The 19,830-nt window shown below is 50.6% G+C and carries 14 protein-coding genes and 1 other annotated feature (1 of these 15 running past the window's edge); of the genes, 4 read left to right on the forward strand and 10 right to left on the reverse strand.

Annotated features, from left to right (window positions below; all coding sequences use genetic code 11):
- Window positions 1-136 (reverse strand) — a binding site (T-box leader); it reaches 111 nt to the left of the window's first position.
- A 42-nt stretch (window positions 137-178) separates the two neighbouring features.
- Entirely contained in the window at window positions 179-538 is a 360-nt protein-coding gene (locus HMPREF9469_RS01860) for a 4-fold beta flower protein (protein WP_007858591.1), read from the reverse strand.
- A 187-nt stretch (window positions 539-725) separates the two neighbouring features.
- Here HMPREF9469_RS01860 and HMPREF9469_RS01865 point away from each other — a divergent pair, with 187 nt between their 5' ends.
- Complete coding sequence (locus HMPREF9469_RS01865; RefSeq protein WP_007858592.1) at window positions 726-2,264, forward strand: DUF1538 domain-containing protein; 1,539 nt, start codon at window positions 726-728, stop codon at window positions 2,262-2,264.
- Window positions 2,251-2,943, forward strand: coding sequence for a P-II family nitrogen regulator (locus HMPREF9469_RS01870; RefSeq protein WP_007858593.1), 693 nt, complete (start codon window positions 2,251-2,253; stop codon window positions 2,941-2,943). The genes HMPREF9469_RS01865 and HMPREF9469_RS01870 overlap by 14 nt, the downstream gene beginning before the upstream one ends.
- A gap of 67 nt (window positions 2,944-3,010) precedes the next feature.
- Here the strand turns inward: HMPREF9469_RS01870 and HMPREF9469_RS32590 are convergent, their stop codons facing one another.
- Window positions 3,011-4,219 (reverse strand): GGDEF domain-containing protein, encoded by a 1,209-nt coding sequence (locus tag HMPREF9469_RS32590; RefSeq protein WP_007858594.1) that lies wholly within the window; start codon window positions 4,217-4,219, stop codon window positions 3,011-3,013.
- The gene (locus HMPREF9469_RS32735) at window positions 4,176-4,577 is read right to left on the reverse strand and encodes a hypothetical protein (protein ID WP_007858597.1); all 402 of its coding nucleotides are present in this window, start codon (window positions 4,575-4,577) and stop codon (window positions 4,176-4,178) included. Before HMPREF9469_RS32735 ends, HMPREF9469_RS32590 begins: the two co-directional genes overlap by 44 nt.
- A 208-nt stretch (window positions 4,578-4,785) precedes the next feature.
- On the opposite strand from HMPREF9469_RS32735, the gene HMPREF9469_RS01885 reads away from it, so the two are divergent.
- A complete protein-coding gene (locus tag HMPREF9469_RS01885; RefSeq protein ID WP_007858600.1) occupies window positions 4,786-7,998 on the forward strand; it encodes a UvrD-helicase domain-containing protein in 3,213 nt (1,070 codons plus the stop codon).
- Between the two features lie 246 nt (window positions 7,999-8,244).
- Here the strand turns inward: HMPREF9469_RS01885 and HMPREF9469_RS01890 are convergent, their stop codons facing one another.
- From HMPREF9469_RS01890 to HMPREF9469_RS01900, 3 genes are all read right to left on the reverse strand, one after another.
- Window positions 8,245-9,585, reverse strand: a complete 1,341-nt coding sequence (locus HMPREF9469_RS01890; RefSeq protein ID WP_007858602.1) for a citrate synthase — start codon at window positions 9,583-9,585, stop codon at window positions 8,245-8,247.
- Between the two features lie 48 nt (window positions 9,586-9,633).
- Entirely contained in the window at window positions 9,634-11,943 is a 2,310-nt protein-coding gene (locus tag HMPREF9469_RS01895; protein WP_007858604.1) for a hydratase, read from the reverse strand.
- 288 nt (window positions 11,944-12,231) lie between these two features.
- Window positions 12,232-13,251, reverse strand: a complete 1,020-nt coding sequence (locus tag HMPREF9469_RS01900) for a CPBP family intramembrane glutamic endopeptidase (RefSeq protein ID WP_007858606.1) — start codon at window positions 13,249-13,251, stop codon at window positions 12,232-12,234.
- Window positions 13,252-13,364: 113 nt separating this feature from the next.
- Between HMPREF9469_RS01900 and HMPREF9469_RS01905 the strand changes: the two genes are divergently transcribed.
- On the forward strand, window positions 13,365-14,015 hold the full coding sequence (locus tag HMPREF9469_RS01905; protein WP_007858609.1) for a Crp/Fnr family transcriptional regulator: 651 nt from the start codon (window positions 13,365-13,367) through the stop codon (window positions 14,013-14,015).
- On the opposite strand, the gene HMPREF9469_RS01910 is transcribed toward HMPREF9469_RS01905, so the two are convergent.
- The 4 genes from HMPREF9469_RS01910 to HMPREF9469_RS01925 all read right to left on the reverse strand — a co-directional run bounded on the left by HMPREF9469_RS01910 (window position 14,004) and on the right by HMPREF9469_RS01925 (window position 19,720).
- Window positions 14,004-16,568 (reverse strand): bifunctional diguanylate cyclase/phosphodiesterase, encoded by a 2,565-nt coding sequence (locus tag HMPREF9469_RS01910; protein ID WP_007858610.1) that lies wholly within the window; start codon window positions 16,566-16,568, stop codon window positions 14,004-14,006. The two genes, HMPREF9469_RS01905 and HMPREF9469_RS01910, sit on opposite strands and share 12 nt — an antisense overlap.
- 181 nt (window positions 16,569-16,749) lie before the next feature.
- Window positions 16,750-16,914: a rubredoxin gene (gene rd, locus HMPREF9469_RS01915; RefSeq protein ID WP_007858625.1), complete on the reverse strand. Its 165-nt coding sequence runs from the start codon at window positions 16,912-16,914 to the stop codon at window positions 16,750-16,752.
- 278 nt (window positions 16,915-17,192) lie between these two features.
- Complete coding sequence (locus tag HMPREF9469_RS01920; protein WP_007858626.1) at window positions 17,193-19,289, reverse strand: elongation factor G; 2,097 nt, start codon at window positions 19,287-19,289, stop codon at window positions 17,193-17,195.
- A 161-nt stretch (window positions 19,290-19,450) separates the two neighbouring features.
- Window positions 19,451-19,720, reverse strand: coding sequence for a DUF1266 domain-containing protein (locus HMPREF9469_RS01925; protein WP_007858627.1), 270 nt, complete (start codon window positions 19,718-19,720; stop codon window positions 19,451-19,453).
- Window positions 19,721-19,830: the final 110 nt, after the last annotated feature.

The following is a 19,830-nucleotide window of genomic DNA, read 5'->3' on the forward strand; positions in this document are numbered from 1 at the left end:
TCCGATCCCGATGGGACATCTCCTTTGGGCCAGGCTACTCCAGGGCCAGTTCAACAACCTTCTGTCACCGGCTCACACCAGCCGCCGGCTCTCTGTATCCATAGGGTTATCTACTATTCCCCTTCTGCGTATTTGCACTAAAGCATAATTTAGCACATTTCCATGACAGTGTCAACCTCTACAGGCGAAAAAAGTCAGCTGCTGTCATCTCTGACCAGGCCGCTTTATAAGGGGTTCTGGCGCACCGGGCTGTCCGGGCATGCCGGTGGGGCTTAGCCGCCTTAGCCCACTTGGCCGGCGTCTCATGTCTGGAAGGTTTGGCCGGACCTCCGATACGCGCCTCATCTGTGAAAAGGACGCAGTAACCTTCCAGGTCACGGATCCATCCCCTGTCAAACCAACCGTACTGTAATCCTTCAAAACTGTAAACAGCTCCTTCAGCAATATAGGCCGCTGGCGTTCCGTCAAACAGGTAGATGTGCTCCCTGTCCTTGTCCAGATACGCTGCCGGCATTCCTTCCTTATTATAAAATGTCATGTCCCGGTTCTCCCATTTTCTTTTTTACAATGGATTTATTATACTACGCCCTTTCCCCACATTCAATCTTTATCTTTTCTTAACATTTTTCTAACGCCCCATTCACTTGCTTTGACCGTTGTCCCTATGCTAAGCTTTATATAAGGCATATCCTAAAACAAAATAACGGACAACAGGAGGTAACTTATTGAATCAGAAACTCAAAGAAAAAATCACAGAATCCCTATCATCTGTGCTGCCCGTTACCTGTATCGTATTGATACTTGGAATCACCATTGCCCCCATTCCCCTGGACCCGCTGATGCTGTTTTTGGCAGGGGCCGCTTTCCTTATTATAGGTATGGGATTTTTCACACTGGGGGTAGATATGGCCATGATGCCCATCGGGGAAAAGGTAGGGGCACAGCTGGCCAAGGCGAAACGACTTCCAATCATCATACTGGCATGTATTATCATGGGCGCAATTGTAACCGTTGCCGAACCGGACCTTCAGGTCCTGGCAGGACAGACGCCGGCCGTACCTGACATGGTACTGATCCTCACCGTAGCCGCAGGCGTGGGTCTGTTTCTGGCCCTGGCATTCCTCCGCTCCCTTTTCGGATGGAGCCTGTCCCATATTCTTATGGTCTGCTATCTCATTCTGTTCATCATGGCCTTCTATATTCCAGGTGACTTTCTTGCAGTGGCATTTGACTCCGGAGGCGTGACCACCGGCCCCATAACAGTTCCCTTTATTATGGCTCTTGGCATGGGTCTGTCCTCCATCGGCCAGGGGAAAAATCAGGACAGTGACAGCTTCGGCCTTGTTGCCCTGTGCTCCATCGGTCCCATCCTTTCGGTTATGATCCTGGGTTTTATCTACCAGTCATCCTCAGGCACCTATGAGCCAACGGTTATTCCCTCCATCAGCAATTCCCAGGATTTATGGCTGGCATTTCAGAATGAGTTGCCCGAATACGCCATGGAGGTATTTACCGCCCTGTTCCCCATCCTGATATTCTTTATCATTTTCCAAATCTTTTTCTTAAAAATGCGTAAAAGACAGGTTGTGAAGATCCTGGTGGGAATGTTATACTCTTATATTGGACTGACGCTGTTCCTCACAGGGGTCAACGTAGGGTTCATGCCCGCGGGCAGTTACCTGGGCAAGCAGATCGCTTCCCTTTCCTACCGGTGGGTCCTGATCCCCATCGCCATGCTCATTGGTTTTTACATTGTAAAGGCGGAACCTGCCGTGCAGGTATTAAACAAGCAGGTGGCGGAGGTGACGGGCGGCACCATATCCGAGGCAACCATGATGAAAGGCCTGTCCATTGGAATGGCTCTTTCCCTGGGATTATCCATGCTTCGGGTCATGACCGGACTTCCTCTTATGAGCCTGCTCTTACCAGGATATGCTCTGGCCCTGGGGCTGTCATTTGTGGTTCCTCCTGTCTTTACTTCCATTGCATTTGACTCTGGCGGTGTTGCATCCGGTCCCATGACCGCAACCTTCCTGCTCCCCTTTGCAATGGGCGCATGCGAAGCGCTGGGCGGGAATATCCTGACAGATGCATTCGGCATTGTGGCCATGGTGGCCATGACGCCCCTTATTATCATACAATTTATCGGCTTATCCTATGAGATCAAGACGAAAAGGGCAAAAAGCGATTCACGGCTGTCCTACGTTGATATGAACAGTGAATTTATCGAATTAGAAAAGGAGGACTCCGATGAACATGAATAGTATCAGATGGATGGCCGCCATTGTGGACCGGGGCAAGGGCAACAAGGCTGCATCCATTTTCCATGAACACCACCTGGAAATCCTTCTGGCAGTCAGGGGACACGGAACTGCCAGCTCCGCCATCATGGACTGCCTGGGACTGGATGAACCGGAAAAGGATCTGGTTCTGGGAATCGCAACCGGCACCGATGCCCATCAGGCAATGGAGGCTCTAAAACACAAGATGGAGTTTGACAAGCCAGGACATGGAATTGCATTTTCCATCCCGCTTTCAGGAATCAGTATTGCTGCTTCCAATTTTCTAAAGGATTGGGATACATCCCAGACACAGATCACAGCTTGTGCTAAGGAGGATACATCTATGCCAGACAGCAAACACTACGAATTAATCGCCACAGTTATCAATACGGATCTGTCCACACCGGTCATGGAGGCTGCCAGAAAGGCCGGCTGCCACGGTGGCACCCTTGTAAAAGCCAGGGAGATCGGCACCGATGAGGGAAAGAAGCTCTTCGGCCTGACCCTTTCCCAGGAAAAGGCCATCCTCCTTATCCTTACCCCTGTTTCCGGAAAACAGCCCATACTCAAGGCGATCTGCGAGACGGTACTGCAGGAGACCGGGGAACATGCGGTCGCATTTTCCATGCCGGTGGATGAGGTGCAGGGAATCAGCGGTTAGGATCTGACAAATAGGCCGGGCGGATGATTTTGCCCGGCCCTTGTCAACTGAGGGTATGTTTTTCAATCTAATAACTTTCTTCCATATCGGAAAATATCCACAATGTTTCCTGGGAACTGCTGAAATATGAGTTGCATCTCAGAACCCTGAGTTTCAACCGGCTTCCATCCCTTTTCTGATATGTAAATCCAGGTATCTCATCCCCGTCCAGCATCATCTCCAGATTCCCATAATCGCAGAACTGTTCAAATAAACGGACGTATTCCGGCTCCACCATCCGGTTGGCATACATCAGCAGGGCCTTGCTGAAACTGTCCCTGGATTCCTCCAGCATTTTCTCAAAATAGGACGGAATAAAGATCCGGCGCAGGGTATCTGTTTCCAGATTCACAAAATAAACGCCTTTAAACACAGGTGCCAGAACCCGCAGGAAACGCTCCGCATCCCTTTTTTCAGTGATTACCCGTTCCATCTGGCTGTCCAATGACCGCTGCTGGCGCTCACCCCCCTGGGCGGAGTAATATTCCTCTTTACGCATCTGCATATCTGTCTCCGCAGCCTGGATTATCTCATTGATATCCAGACCCTCCTCCCTCCATTCAAGGCCCACGGAAATAGAATAGCCCGCACGCTCCACCGCCTGTCGGACATCCTCCAAATTCTCCGTCACTGTCTGATGCAGAACATCCCTACAGAGCACTACAAACTCATCTCCCCCAATGCGGAAGACGGATTCCCTGCCAAAATTCTTTAAAAGGATCGCCGCAACTGTTTTCAGCATGACGTCTCCTGCCTTGTGCCCTAAATGGTTGTTGATCTCATGCAGTCCGTTTACATCAATATAAACACAGGCAAGTGAAAGGGTATCCGGCTGCGTTAATGTCCGTATCGCCTTTTTATAGCTGTTTCTGTTCTGGATGCCTGTCAGCGCGTCCGTTAGCGCCTCTTTGCTTAAGATCTTATTGGCAGCCTCGATCTGCTGGTACTGCCTTCGGATGGTGATCTCATCCTTCTTTGACTGGATCCTGGAATTATACAGGCTGGTGGCGATCCCAATTGCCACCAGTGAGAGAAACAGGCTGTTCATCAGGTTATTATACGTATGGTTTAACCCTGCGGGATCAGGAAAATATGGCAGAAGCAGATTAAACAGCAGAACATCCGCCAGAAACAGCAGCGCCGTCTTCCACGGCTTCATCATGGACAGGATGGCCAGGATCAGGATCACATAGTTATAGACCGTCAGTCCATTCCCCCCCCCCCCCCAGCTGGTCATTCAGCGTGACGGCGATTCCCCAAAAGCTGAAAAACACCAAATAGGCGTGTTCAATCCAGAAATAATAACGGTGGCTGTTCTCCTTCTTTCTGTCAACCCAGGCCTGCCCTGCCATCACACACAATGTGACCAGGATCAGGATGAGATACATGAGAAAATAAGCGGTGCGCCTCGGTTTCAAGAAGGGGCCGCCCGGACGCAATGAAATGGAAACCAGCATGACCAGTTCATATATAATGATAAAAAGATGAAAAAAGAAGTTCCTGTTCACCACATCCCGGTGAAGGGAACATTCAATTTCATCAAAATCCCGGAGCCCGGCGTCTATTCCTAAAAGACACTTTAGTTTCATCCACATCCACATTTCACTCCTTCATTCCCCTTTGGGACATTCATCTCAAACGCCTGATACATGCCCTCTTTTTTAAAGTATATCATACTTTAGTTCCATGGAATATGTAAATTTCAATTTTCTCCCCCCACACGCTATTTCCATACTCATCCTCTTCCATTTTCCAAGAAATCCATTATAATTATTACTATCAAAGGAAAGCAGGTGCAATTAAATGTACATAGGCGATTTACATATCCATTCCCGTTATTCCAGGGCCACCAGCAAAGAGCTGACACCGGAGCATCTGGATCTCTGGGCCCGCAAAAAAGGGATTCATATAGTTGGAACAGGGGATTTTACCCACCAGGCATGGAGGGCTGAACTGGAACAGAAACTGGAGCCGGCCGAGTCCGGCCTTTACGTGCTCAAAAAAGAATGGGAAATACGCCATTCCTCAGCTGCCGCCGGAAATAAACCACGTTTTGTGATTACCGGGGAGATCAGCTCCATTTATAAGAAGAACGGAAAGGTGCGCAAGGTTCACAGCCTGATCCTCCTTCCCAGCCTGGAGGCTGCGGAAGTTCTCTCCCGGCGGCTGGAGGCCATTGGCAACATCCACTCCGATGGGCGTCCCATCCTTGGTCTTGACTGCCATGATCTTCTGGCGATCACACTTGATGCGTGTCCGGAGGCGATTTATGTGCCTGCGCATATCTGGACGCCTCATTTTTCCCTGTTCGGCGCATTTTCCGGTTTTGATACCATTGAAGAGTGCTATGAGGAGCTGACGCCCCAGATCCACGCCCTGGAGACAGGGCTGTCCTCGGACCCGGCCATGAACTGGCGCCTGTCCGCTCTGGATTCCTATCAGCTGATCTCCAATTCAGATGCCCATTCCCCAGCCAAATTGGGGAGGGAGGCCAATCTGCTTGATATCGCCATGTCCTATGAAGGGCTTTACGGCGCGATCCAAAGAGGCGAGGGGCTGGCCGGAACCATCGAGTTTTTCCCGGAGGAGGGTAAATACCATTTTGACGGCCACCGCAAATGCCACCTGTGCCTGAGTCCGTCCCAGGCCAGGCAGTATAACGGTATATGCCCTGTGTGCGGCAGAAAGCTGACCACAGGTGTGCTTCACAGGATCGAACAGCTGGCCGACCGCCAGGAAACCTTCCGGCTGCCGGGCGGCAGGCCTTATGAGAACCTGGTACCCCTTCCTGAAGTGATCGCCGGCTGTATGGGCACCTCCTCCGGCAGTGTCAAGGTGGCGCGGCAGTATGAGCACATGCTGGAGGAGCTGGGAGATGAATTCCACATACTCAGGAAAGCGTCCCTGGATGATATCAGCCGGATCGGAGGCCAGCTCACAGCCCAGGGCATCCGCCATCTGCGGGAAGGGCAGGTGGAATGGAGGCCCGGGTATGATGGGGAATACGGCACCATGAAGCTGTTCGGGGCAGCGGAACTGGACAGCGTGGAGGGACAGCTGTCATTTATTCTGGATGAAGAGGATACCCCATCTGATGACAGCAGTCTCCTGTCCGCGGACCTGTCTTATGCCGGGGAAAGCAAACAGCCGCAGATGCTCTCTGCCTGCACCAGTGAACCGGATCCCATTTCCTCCGCTGTTGCTGCCCCCGTCATCCTGGATCCCTCTGACAACCATCCATCCCTGGCAGGACTCAACCAGGGTCAGCGCCAGGCAGTCCAGTCCATCGCCCCTGTAACCGCTGTCATCGCCGGTCCGGGCACGGGAAAGACCAAGACCCTGGTGTCCCGCCTTGCTTATCTTCTGGGTGAACGGGGCGTAAAACCCGGTGAGATCACCGCAGTCACCTTCACCAACAAAGCTGCCGAGGAGCTGCGCCAGCGTATCCACCAGCAGCTGCCGGGCAAGGGCCGCCTCACCCAGATGCAGGTGGGGACTTTTCACTCCCTGTGCTACCGGATGCTGCTGGCGGATGGGACCGACCTGGTCCTGGCCGATGAAGGCCAGCTGGAGGAATGCGCGTCTCAGACAGTGGAACAGCTGAGCCTCTCCTGCTCTGCCCGCCAGTTTCTCGCCATGGTATCCCTGCACAAATCCGGGATCCAGACCCCTGACATGGAAGAGGCATTCCGCCTGTATGATACACTCCTGGCAGACCGTCATATCATGGACTTTGACGATCTGCTCCTGAACGTACTGGAACGGCTGGAGTCAGAGCAGTCCAGCCAGCTCCGCAAAAAACACTTTTTCTATCTTCTGGTGGATGAATTCCAGGATATCAGCCCGGTCCAGTACCGCCTGATCCGTGCCTGGTGCAAGGGAGGCAAGGAATTATTCCTGATCGGCGACCCGGATCAGTCCATCTATGGGTTCCGCGGCTCCCAGAGCAATTGTTTCGACTTTCTGAACGCGGATTTTGAACAGATAAATACACTGCGCTTAAAACCTAACTACCGTTCCACACCGGAGATCCTGGCAGCCGCCCTTCCCCTCATCTCCCACAACCCAGGTGGGAAAAGGGAACTGGAACCAATGCTCTCCCACGGCTCCCCGGTCCGGGTGGCCGCTGCCAAAACCAGCCTGTCGGAAGCCATCTTTATTGCCAAGGAGATCGGACACATGGTGGGAGGCATCGATATGCTGGACGCCCACACAAATACCGCCCATTTCTCAGATACCCCCAGAAGTTTCGGAGATATCGCTATCCTGTACAGGACCAACCATCAGGCAAAGCTGCTGGAGGAGTGTCTGAGAAAAGAAGGGATTCCCTATGTGGTGTCCGGGCGTGAGGATTATCTGTCCGATCCATCTGTTCAGGGAACCATCTGCTTCTTTCATGGTCTGCTGCAGTATTTCCGGGATGAAAATGCTTCCCAATGGAAACAGACAAAGGCATTGTGCTGTAAACTGCTTTCATCATCCCACAACTATGAGACCTTAAAAGAGGCATATTCCGGCCGTTTAAAGCGTGAAAAGCCTTGGAAGATCCTGGAGGACTGGAGGCACGGTCTGAAGCTGTGTGACAGCAAGGCCATGGAGACTTTGGTGTGCATGTCATATTTCCACAAGACCATGGAGGATATGATCCATACCCTTACCTTTGGACAGGGAAATGATGTCACCAGAAGCGGCCAGGACTCCTGTCCATCGAGCGCGGTCACCCTGATGACCTTCCACGCCTCCAAGGGCCTGGAATTTCCCACCGTGTTCCTGTACGGACTCAAGCAAGGGCTTATGCCTCTTAAGTCAGGCAGCGGCCCTGTGGACTGGGAGGAGGAGCGGCGCCTTCTGTACGTGGCAATGACCCGTGCAAAGGAAGAACTGGTTCTGACCACCTCCGAGGAGCCATCCCCCTTCCTGTCCGAAATCCCCCAGGACGCATGCCGCACAGAGCAGGCCCATATACCGGGGGATGGGATGAAGCAGCTGAGTTTATTTGATTTTAATTTGATGTAAGCAGCGGGGAGGGAGTTCCATTCGTGAGGGGAACAGGTCGCGGGCCTGGGACAGATGGAAAGGCGGAAAATGTAAAGGGCTTTAGATAGCAAACGGCCTCGTATGGTATAAAACAGCCGGAAACAGTGCTGCGGCCCCCCTTAACCGGCGGGGTGCGGCACTGTTTCCGGCTGTCTTGATGGTGCAGAGTATGTGGAAGCTGATACCGGCGGCGCAGGTAACCTTTGCAGGAGGAAGACGGTGGCCTTACCGCTCTTCCATGGCCACATAATCCATGTTGTCACCCACATATTTGGTGGCAGGACGCATGATACGGCCGTCATACAGCTTGTTTTCGATGTTGTGCGCTACCCAGCCAACGATACGGCTGCACACAAACAGAGGGGTATACAGGTCCCTGGGGATGCGGAGCATGCCATAGGCAAAGCCGCTGTAGAAGTCCACATTGGTGGGAAGGGCTTTGCCCTTGATCTCCTCCATGACCTCCTTGGCAATGCGCTCGAAACGCATATAGTAATCCAGCTCCTTCATGTGATTCTGTTCCTTGGCAACTTCTATGCAGCAGGCCCTTAAGACTTCCGCACGCGGGTCGGATACGGTGTAAACAGCGTGGCCAAAGCCGTATACAAGGCCTGACTTGTCATAGAGGTCGCCTGACATGATCTTTCTTACGGCCTGACGGATCCTGGCATCGTCCGCATCATAGCCTCCGGTCTCCTCCAGGACTGCGTCCATCATCTCAGCCACCTTGATGTTGGCTCCGCCGTGGCGCGGTCCCTTCAGGGAACCGATGCCGCCGCATACGGTGGAATAAATATCTGTTCCGGTGGATGCGATCACTACATTGGTGAAGGTGGAGTTATTGCCGCCGCCATGGTCCGCATGAAGCATGAGTATGGTGTCTAAAAGGCTGGCCTCCTTTGTGGAGAACTTCTGATCCTTTCTCAGCAGGCTCAGGAAATTCTCGGCAATGGAATATTCCGGATTTGCATAATGGATAAAAAGGCTCTCACGGTCATAGTAGTGCACCTTGCTCTGGTAAGCGTAACAGGCAATGGACGGCAGCTTTGCCAACAGGTTCACGCCCTTGATCAGGGTCTGGTAAACATCCGTATTGTCCGGATCATCATCATAATTATACAGGGTCAGGACCGCATCCATAAGCTTGTTCATCAGGTTCTTTCCCGGCAGGCGCAGCAGGTTCATTTCCACAAACTCATCCGGGATCTCGTAGCAGCGTCTCACCACGTTGCAGAACTTTTCCAGTTCCCCCTTTTTGGGAAGATAGCCGAACAACAGCAGGAAACATACCTCCTCATAGCCGAAGTGGCTTCCCTTTTTGCCGTTCACCAGGTCCAGCACATCGATTCCTCTGTAAAGCAGACGGCCGGGTATCGCCTTGATGCCTTCCTCAGTCTCCTCATATCCCACCACATCGGCCACTCTGGTAAGTCCTACACGGACACCTGTTCCGTCTTCGTTTCTCAGGCCCTTCTTTACATTGTACTCTTTATACCACTTATTCGGAATATCTGTATAATTCTGGGATTTTCCATAAAATTGAGCAAGATAGCTTTCCTTGACCATTGTTATTACTCCTCTCTGAAATTGGTGCTGCGGGGATATCCCCTTCCATCAGTGCCTTGTGCGGTTATAATTGATCAGGCATCCGGCTTTCACGATCTTCCGTTCCTCCGCTGTCATATCCGCAATATATAAATCCAGAACCTTAACCGGTGCGTCTTCTTCCCCGCTTCCCAGCACATACGCCTTGATCTGTTTCATATCTCCGTCCAGAGCCGCTTTAATGCCCGGCACATAGATGTAATCTCCCACTTCAAACTCAGGGTCAGCCTCCATCTGGAAAGGAACCATGCCCCAGTTCATCACATTGGAGCGATAACGCTTAGTGGCGTATTCCTTACAGATATTTGCCAGTCCGCCGATCACCCTCTGACAGCTGGCCGCCTGTTCCCTGGCTGAACCGTCACCAGGCTTCACGGCGTAGATCATGCTTCCGATCTCCGTATCCTTCATGGTCACATGTTCGTTTCCTTCAATCCTGTTGATCAGCTGGAAAATAGTCCCAAGTTTCGGCTCCAGCTCCAATTCTTTTTCAGGGCCTTCCTTAACCCTTGCCTTTTCCAGCCGGTCCACTTCCTTGGTCCTGCCAACGTATTCAGGATCCCTTCTGGATAAAGTAAACTCCGCCAGCCCCAGTGGGTTGGAACGGTAGGATGATGTCTCACCGGACGGGATCAGCTCATCCGTGGTGGTTACGGGATCCATGATCTTGGAACATACCTTTAACAGGATATTGTCCGCCAGAGGACTCATCTGCGGCCAATCCTTGATGTTGGGACCATAGATCAGGCCCTTCTTCGTATCGCCCTTGCCGTATCCCATATAGACGCGGTTCTTATAGGAAATATCGTCAAACTCATATTCAGGCACATTGCCCCAGCAATCCATCTCCCATGCGGAGGTGAGGATGCCTCCATTGGCCGCTGTTGCGGCAATGGAACGTGCGTCCATGAGCGCCACTGCAGCCATCTGGCCGTTCCCCGGCTTGGAGCCCTCCCGGTTGGGGAAGTTCCTGGTGGTGTGACGGATACTGAGTCCGTTGTTGCAGGGCGTGTCTCCCGCGCCAAAGCAGGGTCCGCAGAAGGCGGTGCGGATGATCGCTCCCGCATCCATCAGATCCGACACAGCCCCTTTCTTCACCAGGTCTGCAAATACAGGCTGTGAAGAAGGATAAACTGCCAGTGAGAATTCATCACATCCGCAGTTCTTTCCCTTAAGGGCCCGGGCTGCTTCTATTACATTGCTGTAGGTTCCGCCTGCGCAGCCTGCGATCACTGCCTGCTGAACCAGAAGCTGGCCGTCCACCACCTTGTCAAGAAGGGTGAATTCCGCCTTGCCTCCGGAGATTCTGGCAGCTTCCGTTTCAACTTCCCTGAGGATATCTGTCATATCAGCTTTCAGCTGGTCAATCTCATATGTATTGCTTGGATGGAACGGCAGTGCGATCATGGGCTTAACCGTGGACAGGTCCACGTAGACGCAGCCGTCATAGTATGCCACATCCGCCGGGGACAGTTCTTTGTAATCCTCTGCCCTGTTGTGCATTGCAAGATATTTCTTTGTATCCTCATCCGTCTTCCAGATGGAGCTGAGGCAGGTGGTCTCTGTGGTCATTACATCCACCCCATTGCGGTAATCCGTTGTCATGGATGCAACACCTGGGCCTACGAATTCCATCACCTTATTCTTTACATATCCGTTCTTAAACACCGCCCCTATAATGGCAAGGGCAATATCCTGAGGACCTGTACCCGGTCTCGGCGCCCCGTCCAGGTAAACCGCCACAACGCCCGGATAAGCCACATCATATGTATCGCGAAGAAGCTGCTTCACCAGCTCGCCTCCGCCCTCGCCCACTGCCATGGTTCCCAGGGCGCCGTAACGTGTGTGGCTGTCAGAACCCAGGATCATCCTGCCGCAGCCGGCCATCATTTCCCTCATATACTGGTGGATCACCGCAATGTGGGGCGGCACATAGATACCGCCGTATTTCTTAGCAGCGGAAAGGCCGAACATGTGGTCGTCCTCATTGATGGTCCCGCCCACTGCACAGAGAGTGTTATGGCAGTTGGTCAATACATAAGGTATGGGAAATTGTTCCATGCCCGATGCCTTGGCTGTCTGGACAATGCCTACGAACGTAATATCGTGGCTGGCCATGCTGTCAAAGCGGAGCTTCAGATGTTCCATATTGTCAGATGTGTTATGGGCTTCCAGTATGGAATAGGCAATCGTCCCTTTTCTGGCAGCCGCCTTATCCGCCTCCACACCGGTGAGGGCCTTTACTTTCCCGCTTTCTGCTTCCGGTACGATCTCTGTCCCGTTTATCAGGTAAATACCGTTTTCATACAATGATACCATTTACGTTACCTCCGGTCTTATTTATTTTGTAACTGTTCAGGACGGTTACTTTATTTTTATAAAAAGGGCGCGGCTTCTTTGAATGGCGCCTGCCCTTTTACGTTCATTGTTTAATACTATAAAGCAAAAATTTCGATTTGTCCAGTCTTTTCGCTGTAGTTTCAACAGCTTTTGCATTGTGGTTCATTTTATATCCCACATGTCCATTACTGTCGTTCATCACAGCTTTACCACTGCAAAGCATCCATCTGAGTATAACAGATGTAAGGGCCGCAGCGCAATACCATGTTACCAATTCAATACAAATAATCCTATACATATAAGAAAATAGATGATCATTCCCGGATTCAAAAACACGGTCCTGAATCTCTTTCCCCTCTGGATGGGCCATATTCCAGGCGCAAAACGGATCTCTTTCCGATACAGGATTAAAATTGTGATGCCACCGATCAGGCATGCCACCATAAACAGAAGGTATCCGGTGATCAGAAGCCCTGACAGGGCTGATATGATCCCGCTAAAGTCAAGATCTAACAGATGCTCCATTTTCCGCAGAAACCACGGCAGATCCATAAGACCCTTTGCCCCTTTTGACAGTTCCACTGATATGGCCCCGCCCAGAAAATTAAAGATCATATGAAGGGCGATGGTATAACTTACCTTCCCCGTCTTGGCATACACATATGCCCACAGCAAGCCGATCCCAAATGCATAGAAAAACTGCGAGAAATTCCCGTGGGCCATTCCAAACATCAGGCCCGACACCAGTATCGCCGGTCCTTCCCCAAATCCCAGCAGCCGGTCCATGAGCAGTTTTCTGAAAAGCAGTTCCTCTATGACCGGCGCGGCAACCACTGTAAATAAAACAGTCATCCATATTCCTGAATTCATCAGGATACGGTCCAACTCACCATCTCCCAGACCTGAGGGCTTAAACCATTCCACCAGCTGTCCCAGCAGGTTGCCGGCCAGCCCCATACCCACTGTGATCACAAGGCAGGCCGTAAACTTCCCCATTCCCCAGCGCTGCCTCTGGGAACCGCCGCACTTGGGGACTAGCTGGATCAGAGCCACCGATACCGGAAATGCAACCAGGTACATGGGTATGGCTGATATAAGGACAAGACCACGCCCGCTGAAAAGATCCATCACTCCCCCAAGCAACATGTTGACCATTCCCACAAAAAACATCATCACGACCTGGGCCAGAACTGTTACCAGCATAAAGGAGGCGGCCACCAACCCCACGTGTGAAAACTGCCTTCTCTGCCATCTCCCGAGCGCCTGTTCGTTCTCTTCCTGTATCATATGCAAATGTCTGTTCTCCCTAAAAGTTTTTGTCATATTAATGTTGCATTTGCAACAGAAAAGTATTATGATATTGAATATCATAACACAAAACAAGGCAGGGTAAAAGAGAGATGACAGAATATTTTCAGAAAAACTTATTTAAAGACATTTCCATGGAAGAATACAAACGCCTGCTTACCTGCCTGGACGGAAGGTCGAAACAGTTCCGGGCCGGCGAGACCATCTGCGATTACGACCAGGGCTTTAATGACATCGGTATCATTGGAAAAGGCACCGCCTCCGTGGTGCGCTATGAATTCAACGGGGCCAGGACCATATTGGAACGGCTGGGTCCCCAGGACATCTTTGGCCATCTGCTGTCCTATGAGGGCAGCGAGAATGCCGGCATCAGCGTGGTCAGCGACAGTGCCTGTGATGTGCTTTTTATCCACTATGCCACCATCAGTTCCCCCTGTACAAAAGCCTGTACCTACCACCATCAGCTGACCCAGAACCTTCTGGATATGATCTCCGAGCGCGCCCTGAACTTAAGCCGCAGGGTGGAGGTCCTTTCCCAGCGCACCATCCGCGAAAAACTGATGTGTTATTTTCTCCAGCTGGCCGCACAGGCAAAAAGTTCCTCCTTCCGCCTTCCCTTTACCATGGTGGATCTGGCCGATTATCTCTCCATCGACCGCAGCGCCATGACCCGGGAACTGAAGCGTATGAAGGAGGAACGTATCATTGAAATGGACAAGCGCAGTGTCCGTTTATATATTTAATCCGTATTTCTGTTCAAATTCCACAGGTCCTGCAGGGCGTCCAAAATAAAAGCCCTGTATGGACTCCATTCCAAGCTCCCTCACCGCCAGGTATTCCTCCTCGGTCTCCACGCCCTCCAAACACACCTGCTTGCCAACATCATGGCACAGCGCTGTGATGGAACGGATAAATGTGGCGTTGAATATATCTGTGGTGACCCCTTTCACAAACCCTCTGTCTATTTTAACAATATCCACCGGAATGTTCTTCAGGGAAAACAGTGAGGAATAGCCCACTCCAAAATCATCCATGGCAACCTGTATGCCAATGGCCTTCATGTCCCTTAGCATCTGCAGGATGCGGTCATCCGCCTTGGCCAGATAGGTTTCTGTCAGTTCCATGACCACATGGGATGCCTCCAGATCAAGCTCCTTTAAGGTATCGCCAATATACGGTATGATATCCCCCTCTGTCAGCTGGACATAGGAGAGATTGATGCTCATGCGGAAATCAGGCTTAAAACCGCACCATTCCCTGCACTGGGCAGCCGCATGGCAAAAGATCCACCGCCCCAGCTGGATAATCAGTCCGTTCTGCTCCAGAAGGGGAATGAACTCTCCCGGGGAAATGTCCCCGTACTTGCTGCAGTGCCATCTGGCCAGCGCCTCCGCTCCCTGCAGCACACCTGTCCTGGTATCCACCTGAGGCTGATAATGAATGGTAAATCCCGCAAATCCCCGCTCAATGCTTTCCCTGAGAAGCTCCAGCAGTTCCAGCCGCCGCTCCCGTCCGGCAAGGATGTCCTTGGAAAATACAGTCATCCTGTTCCTGCCGGTCAGCTTAGAGTGCTCCAGGGAATAGTTGGCACATTTAAGAAGTTCCAGGTAATTGTCCCCGTCCCTGGGGTAAATGGTGAAGCCCGCTGAACATGTACAGTAGTACTTCCTCCCGTTATACTCCTGCTGCTTATGGAAATTCTGCTGTATCTTATGGAAAATATCCTGTCCATCTTCCTCATTGCTGCCAAGGCAGAGGACGCCGAACTCATCCCCATCCAGGCGGTACAGCTTGGCATTGGCCGGAAGCATGGACGACACCTTTTGCGCCGTGATCCGCAGGACCTCATCCCCAAAGGACCGGTCATAGAGATCGTTGATATTCTTGAACGAATCCAGGTCCAGGATCATAAGCCCAATCATATCCACTTCCTTGTGGTCCACCAGATATTTTTTTATATCCCCCTCAAACTCATACTTATTATAAAGGCCGGTCATATGGTCAATCTGATTCCTCTTTCCCAGATTGCTGATCATGCCTGCAAAGAGTTCCGGCCTTCCCTCCTCATCCCGGACCATCTTGCCCCGGCAGCGCAGCCATATCCACTCTCCCTTTACATTCCTGGCCCTGTATTCAATGTTGTGGTAGTCTTCCCTGCCGTCCGCTATATTCTGGTTGCTCTCCAGAAAATACGCCTCATCATGGGGATGGATCAGGCCGCCCCAGAATGCAGCCGCATTCATAACCACCTGACCGGGCAGTCCAAACTCCTCCACCATGGCCTGAGGATAGCGGAACACACCGGTTTTCATATTGCCCACAAATATATAGTCCTCGGTGCTGGATGTCAATGCATTATAAAACGTTTCATTGTCATATTTAAAAAGATCGGCGCTTGTGCTCTGTCCGTTTTCACTGAGTTTCTTTTTTGCCCGGATGATATGGTAAGCCCTTTTCTGTATATACATCTGCTCATCCGCCCTGGCGATCATATCATCCATGGAGCTGTTATCCCCCGGATATATCTCGGTCATCCCGTAGCTGAAAGGCACGCCGTAGTCAATGCCTACCCGCTCCCGGTCCTGCCTTGCCCTCTGAAGGACCCGTTTCATGCTTTCTTCCACCTCAGCCCGGCTGCGCCCATAAAAAAGCATGACAAACTCATCTCCGCTTAAACGGAACATAAAGTCCAACCTGCCCAGGCATTCCCTGGTGATGGATGCAACATAGCGCAGCAGGCTGTCTCCGGCGCTGTGGCCGTACTTGTCATTCACCTGCTTCAGTTCATTGATATCATACAGTACCAGGGTGAGGATCTGATTCTCCCGCGCCGCCTGTTCAATGGCCTGGGCCAGGCGTTCATTGCCGCCGCGGCGGTTGAGCATCTGGGTCAGCTCATCGGTGCGGGCTGAATTCGACATCCTGTCATATTCCGTCACATCAATGGAGTTCTGGATATGATAGGTCCTCCCGTTCCACTTGATCAGACTGTCATAATTGTGATAGACGCGCCCTGTTAAGGTATTGTTTTCCTGCCATACCCATCCCTTTTCAGACTTCTTTTCCATCAAACGGTCAATGGGACAGAATTCACAGCGCCTGGATATTCCGTGCTGCAGGACCTGCCAGCAGACTTTCCCTTCCGGATCCTCAAGCCCAAAAGCATGTTTCATATTCTCATTCATGTACAGAATTTCATCTGTCTCCAAATCCGTTATATAGATATGGGTATCCATCCGGTCAAGCACGCTTGAAAGGAATGTATCCTCAAACAGCTTTCTCTGCTCCTCAGTCATAAATAAGATTTCCCTTTCCCCCTATTGTTAACCGATCTTACCGTTAACCGTTTTCTATCCTTAACTTCTTCCTCTATTGTAAACTCTTCCCAGTTTATACTCAAGGACAATTTCCAAAAAAGCACCTCTTTTCGGTTAAAATAGCCGAAAAGAGGTGCTTTGTTTTCCGTATGAACGTATCTTATTCTTCGATCTCAGAGAACATATCCTTGCCAACTCCGCACAGAGGACATACCCAGTCATCCGGAATATCCTCAAATGCTGTTCCAGGTGCAATACCGCCGTCAGGATCGCCAACCTCCGGGTCATATATCCATCCACATGGATCACATACATATTTTTTCATTGTTATTTCCTCCTTGAATTTATGTTATAAATTTTGTTTTTCCTTTTGATGACATTAATATATCATACTCGTTCCTGTTTTTCTGTGACATTTGCAACAGTTTGAAGTATTTTATATTGCTTTGTTTATGATATGCAGCTACATGCAATTGAATCCATTTAATCCGATCAAACTGCATCCAATCTGAGGCAAAACAACTGCCCGCAGATAACGCGGGCAGTCTTGCACCTTTGTTCAGTGACTTTGCTACATCTATAATCGGCTGTCCATCAGGCGGATCACTCAGAATCCTTAGCTGCGGCCCTTGCCTCTACCTCACGCTTTTGTACATCGCCGGGAGCCTGCTCATAACGGGTAAACTCATAGCTGTAAAGACCGATGCCGCCTGTCATGGAACGCAGGTCTGTGTTATAGCCAAAAAGCTCAGACATCGGAATATCCGCCTCTATCACCTGTTTGCCGTTGTGGTCTGAGTTCATTCCCAGAACACGGCCTCTCCTGCGGTTTAAATCGCCCATAACATCACCGGTGAACTTATCAGGAACCGTCACCTTAAGGGATGCGATCGGCTCCAGAAGCACTGGATTGGCATCCATAAAGCCCTGTTTAAAGGCCAGGATTGTTGCCATCTTAAATGCCATTTCAGAGGAGTCCACAGGATGATAGGAACCATCTAAGAGGGTTGCCTTTAATCCAACCACCGGATATCCTGCAAGAGGTCCTTTCACAACGCATTCCTGAAGTCCCTTTTCCACTGCCGGGAAGTAGTTTCTCGGAACAGAACCGCCAAATACCTTTTCCTCAAATACAAACGGTGTCTCAAGATCGCCGGATGGCTCAAATTCCATAATAACATCACCATACTGGCCGTGGCCGCCGGACTGTTTCTTATGTTTACCCTGAACCTTAACCTTCTTGCGCAGGGTCTCACGGAATGCAAATTTAGGCTTGGACAGGATAATGTCCACCTTGTAACGGCTCTGAAGCTTGCTTACAACAACATCCAGCTGCTGGTCGCCGATGCCGTAGAGCAGTGACTGGCGGTTTTCAGCATCATTGACAACCTTCAGGGTCAGGTCTTCTTCCATCATACGTGCCAAAGCGGTGGATACCTTGTCATCCTCGCCCTTGTTGGCTGCCTTGTAAGCCATATAGGTATACGGTGTGGAGGTCTGCGGCTTATGGTACACAATGGGAGCTGTGCGCACCGCCATGGTATCGCCTGTCTGGGTAACGGTAAGCTTTGCAACAGCGCCGATATCGCCTGCCCTTAACTCCTGTACCTCGATCTGCTCCTTGCCGCGGAGTATATAAAGCTTTCCAATCTTCTCTTCCGCATCCTTATTAACATTATATACCATGGTGTCCCCTTTCAGGGTACCGGTACAGATCTTCATCAGTGAATATTTGCCGATAAAGGGATCCACAATGGTCTTAAATACCCTTGCGGACAGGGATACATCATCATTGTACTTGGCAGTAAAGCGCTCGCCTGTGGATACGTCCACGCCAATGCACTCAAAATGGTCAGGTGACGGGAAATACTTGTCAATGGCCTGAAGCAGTACCTTAAAGCCCTGGCAGTTGATGCCGGATCCCATCATAACAGGTACAATGTCGCCTTCGATCACATGCTCGCGCAGAGCGGTGGAAATCTCCTCCTGAGTAAATTCTTCGCCCAGGAAATAGCGCTCCATATATTCTTCATTAGTCTCGGCAACAGCCTCGATCAGAGCATCTCTTGCAATGGTCAGGTTCTTCTGAACATAATCAGGGATCTCGCACTCTTCATAATCGCTCAGCTTAGTAAAACGGCGGCCGGCCATCTTAACCACGTTGACGAAACCTACAAATTTTTCATTCTCACGGATCGGCAGCTGGAACGGCGCGATCTTACGTCCAAAACGGGTCTCCATCTTCACTACCAGTTCACGGTAGCTGGCATGGTCATCATCCATGTTGGTAACAAAGATCAGCCTGGGCAGGTTGTACTTTTCACACATCTCCCATGCCTTCTCTGTTCCCGGTTCAATGCCTGCCTTACAGTTTACTACGATAATGGCTGCATCAGCAACGCTGATCGCCTCCTCTACTTCTCCTACAAAATCAAAAAATCCCGGCGTATCCAGAAGGTTAATCTTAATTGGTCCGTCCTCGCCTGCATATTCCAGCGGGATCAGCGTGGTGGAAATAGAAAACTGTCTCTTGATCTCTTCTTTGTCATAATCGCTGATGGTATTGCCGTCAGGCACCTTTCCCATGCGGGTCGTCATGCCTGTGATCAGCGCCAGTGCTTCCGCAACAGTCGTCTTACCTGCGCCTCCATGTCCAAGTAATACAACGTTGCGGATTTGTTCAGTCCCATATACGTTCATATATTTCCCTCCTGTACATAATATTTAAGCCCATGCGTATATTTTACTAAATTTTTCAGAATTTTTCAAGCTTTTTATATCATTTGCACAACATTCTTATATGAACAATCTGAAAACCCTTAAAAGCCTTGTAAATGCTAATAGAATCAATAACCATCCATCTACCAGCTCTTCTCCAGCGGCATATTCCAGTCCAGGCTAAACGGATTGAAAGCGCTTGTCTTCAACTGTTCATAGATATATCTGCGGTCAGAAGCATCGGTTCCTGACCAAGACGCATACCCTGCCAGGTAACTTTCCACAAACTCATCCCAGGAACTGATTTTTGTCTGAATAGTTTTTGCTGTCTCAAGGGATTTATCCAAGGTTTCCTCAATGGTATAGTATCCTGCGATATAATAAAATCCCAGGTTTGACATGGATTGCCACATAAAATCCTAGCCTCTTCATAAGAAAACCCCCTCTATGTAATTGCCTTATTCTATCTTATTATACTATTTCTGAAATACAAAAGCCACCGGAATTTATCCAGTGGCCTATG

The sequence above is a fragment of the [Clostridium] citroniae WAL-17108 genome (assembly GCF_000233455.1).
Classification (GTDB): Bacteria; Bacillota; Clostridia; order Lachnospirales; family Lachnospiraceae; genus Enterocloster; species Enterocloster citroniae.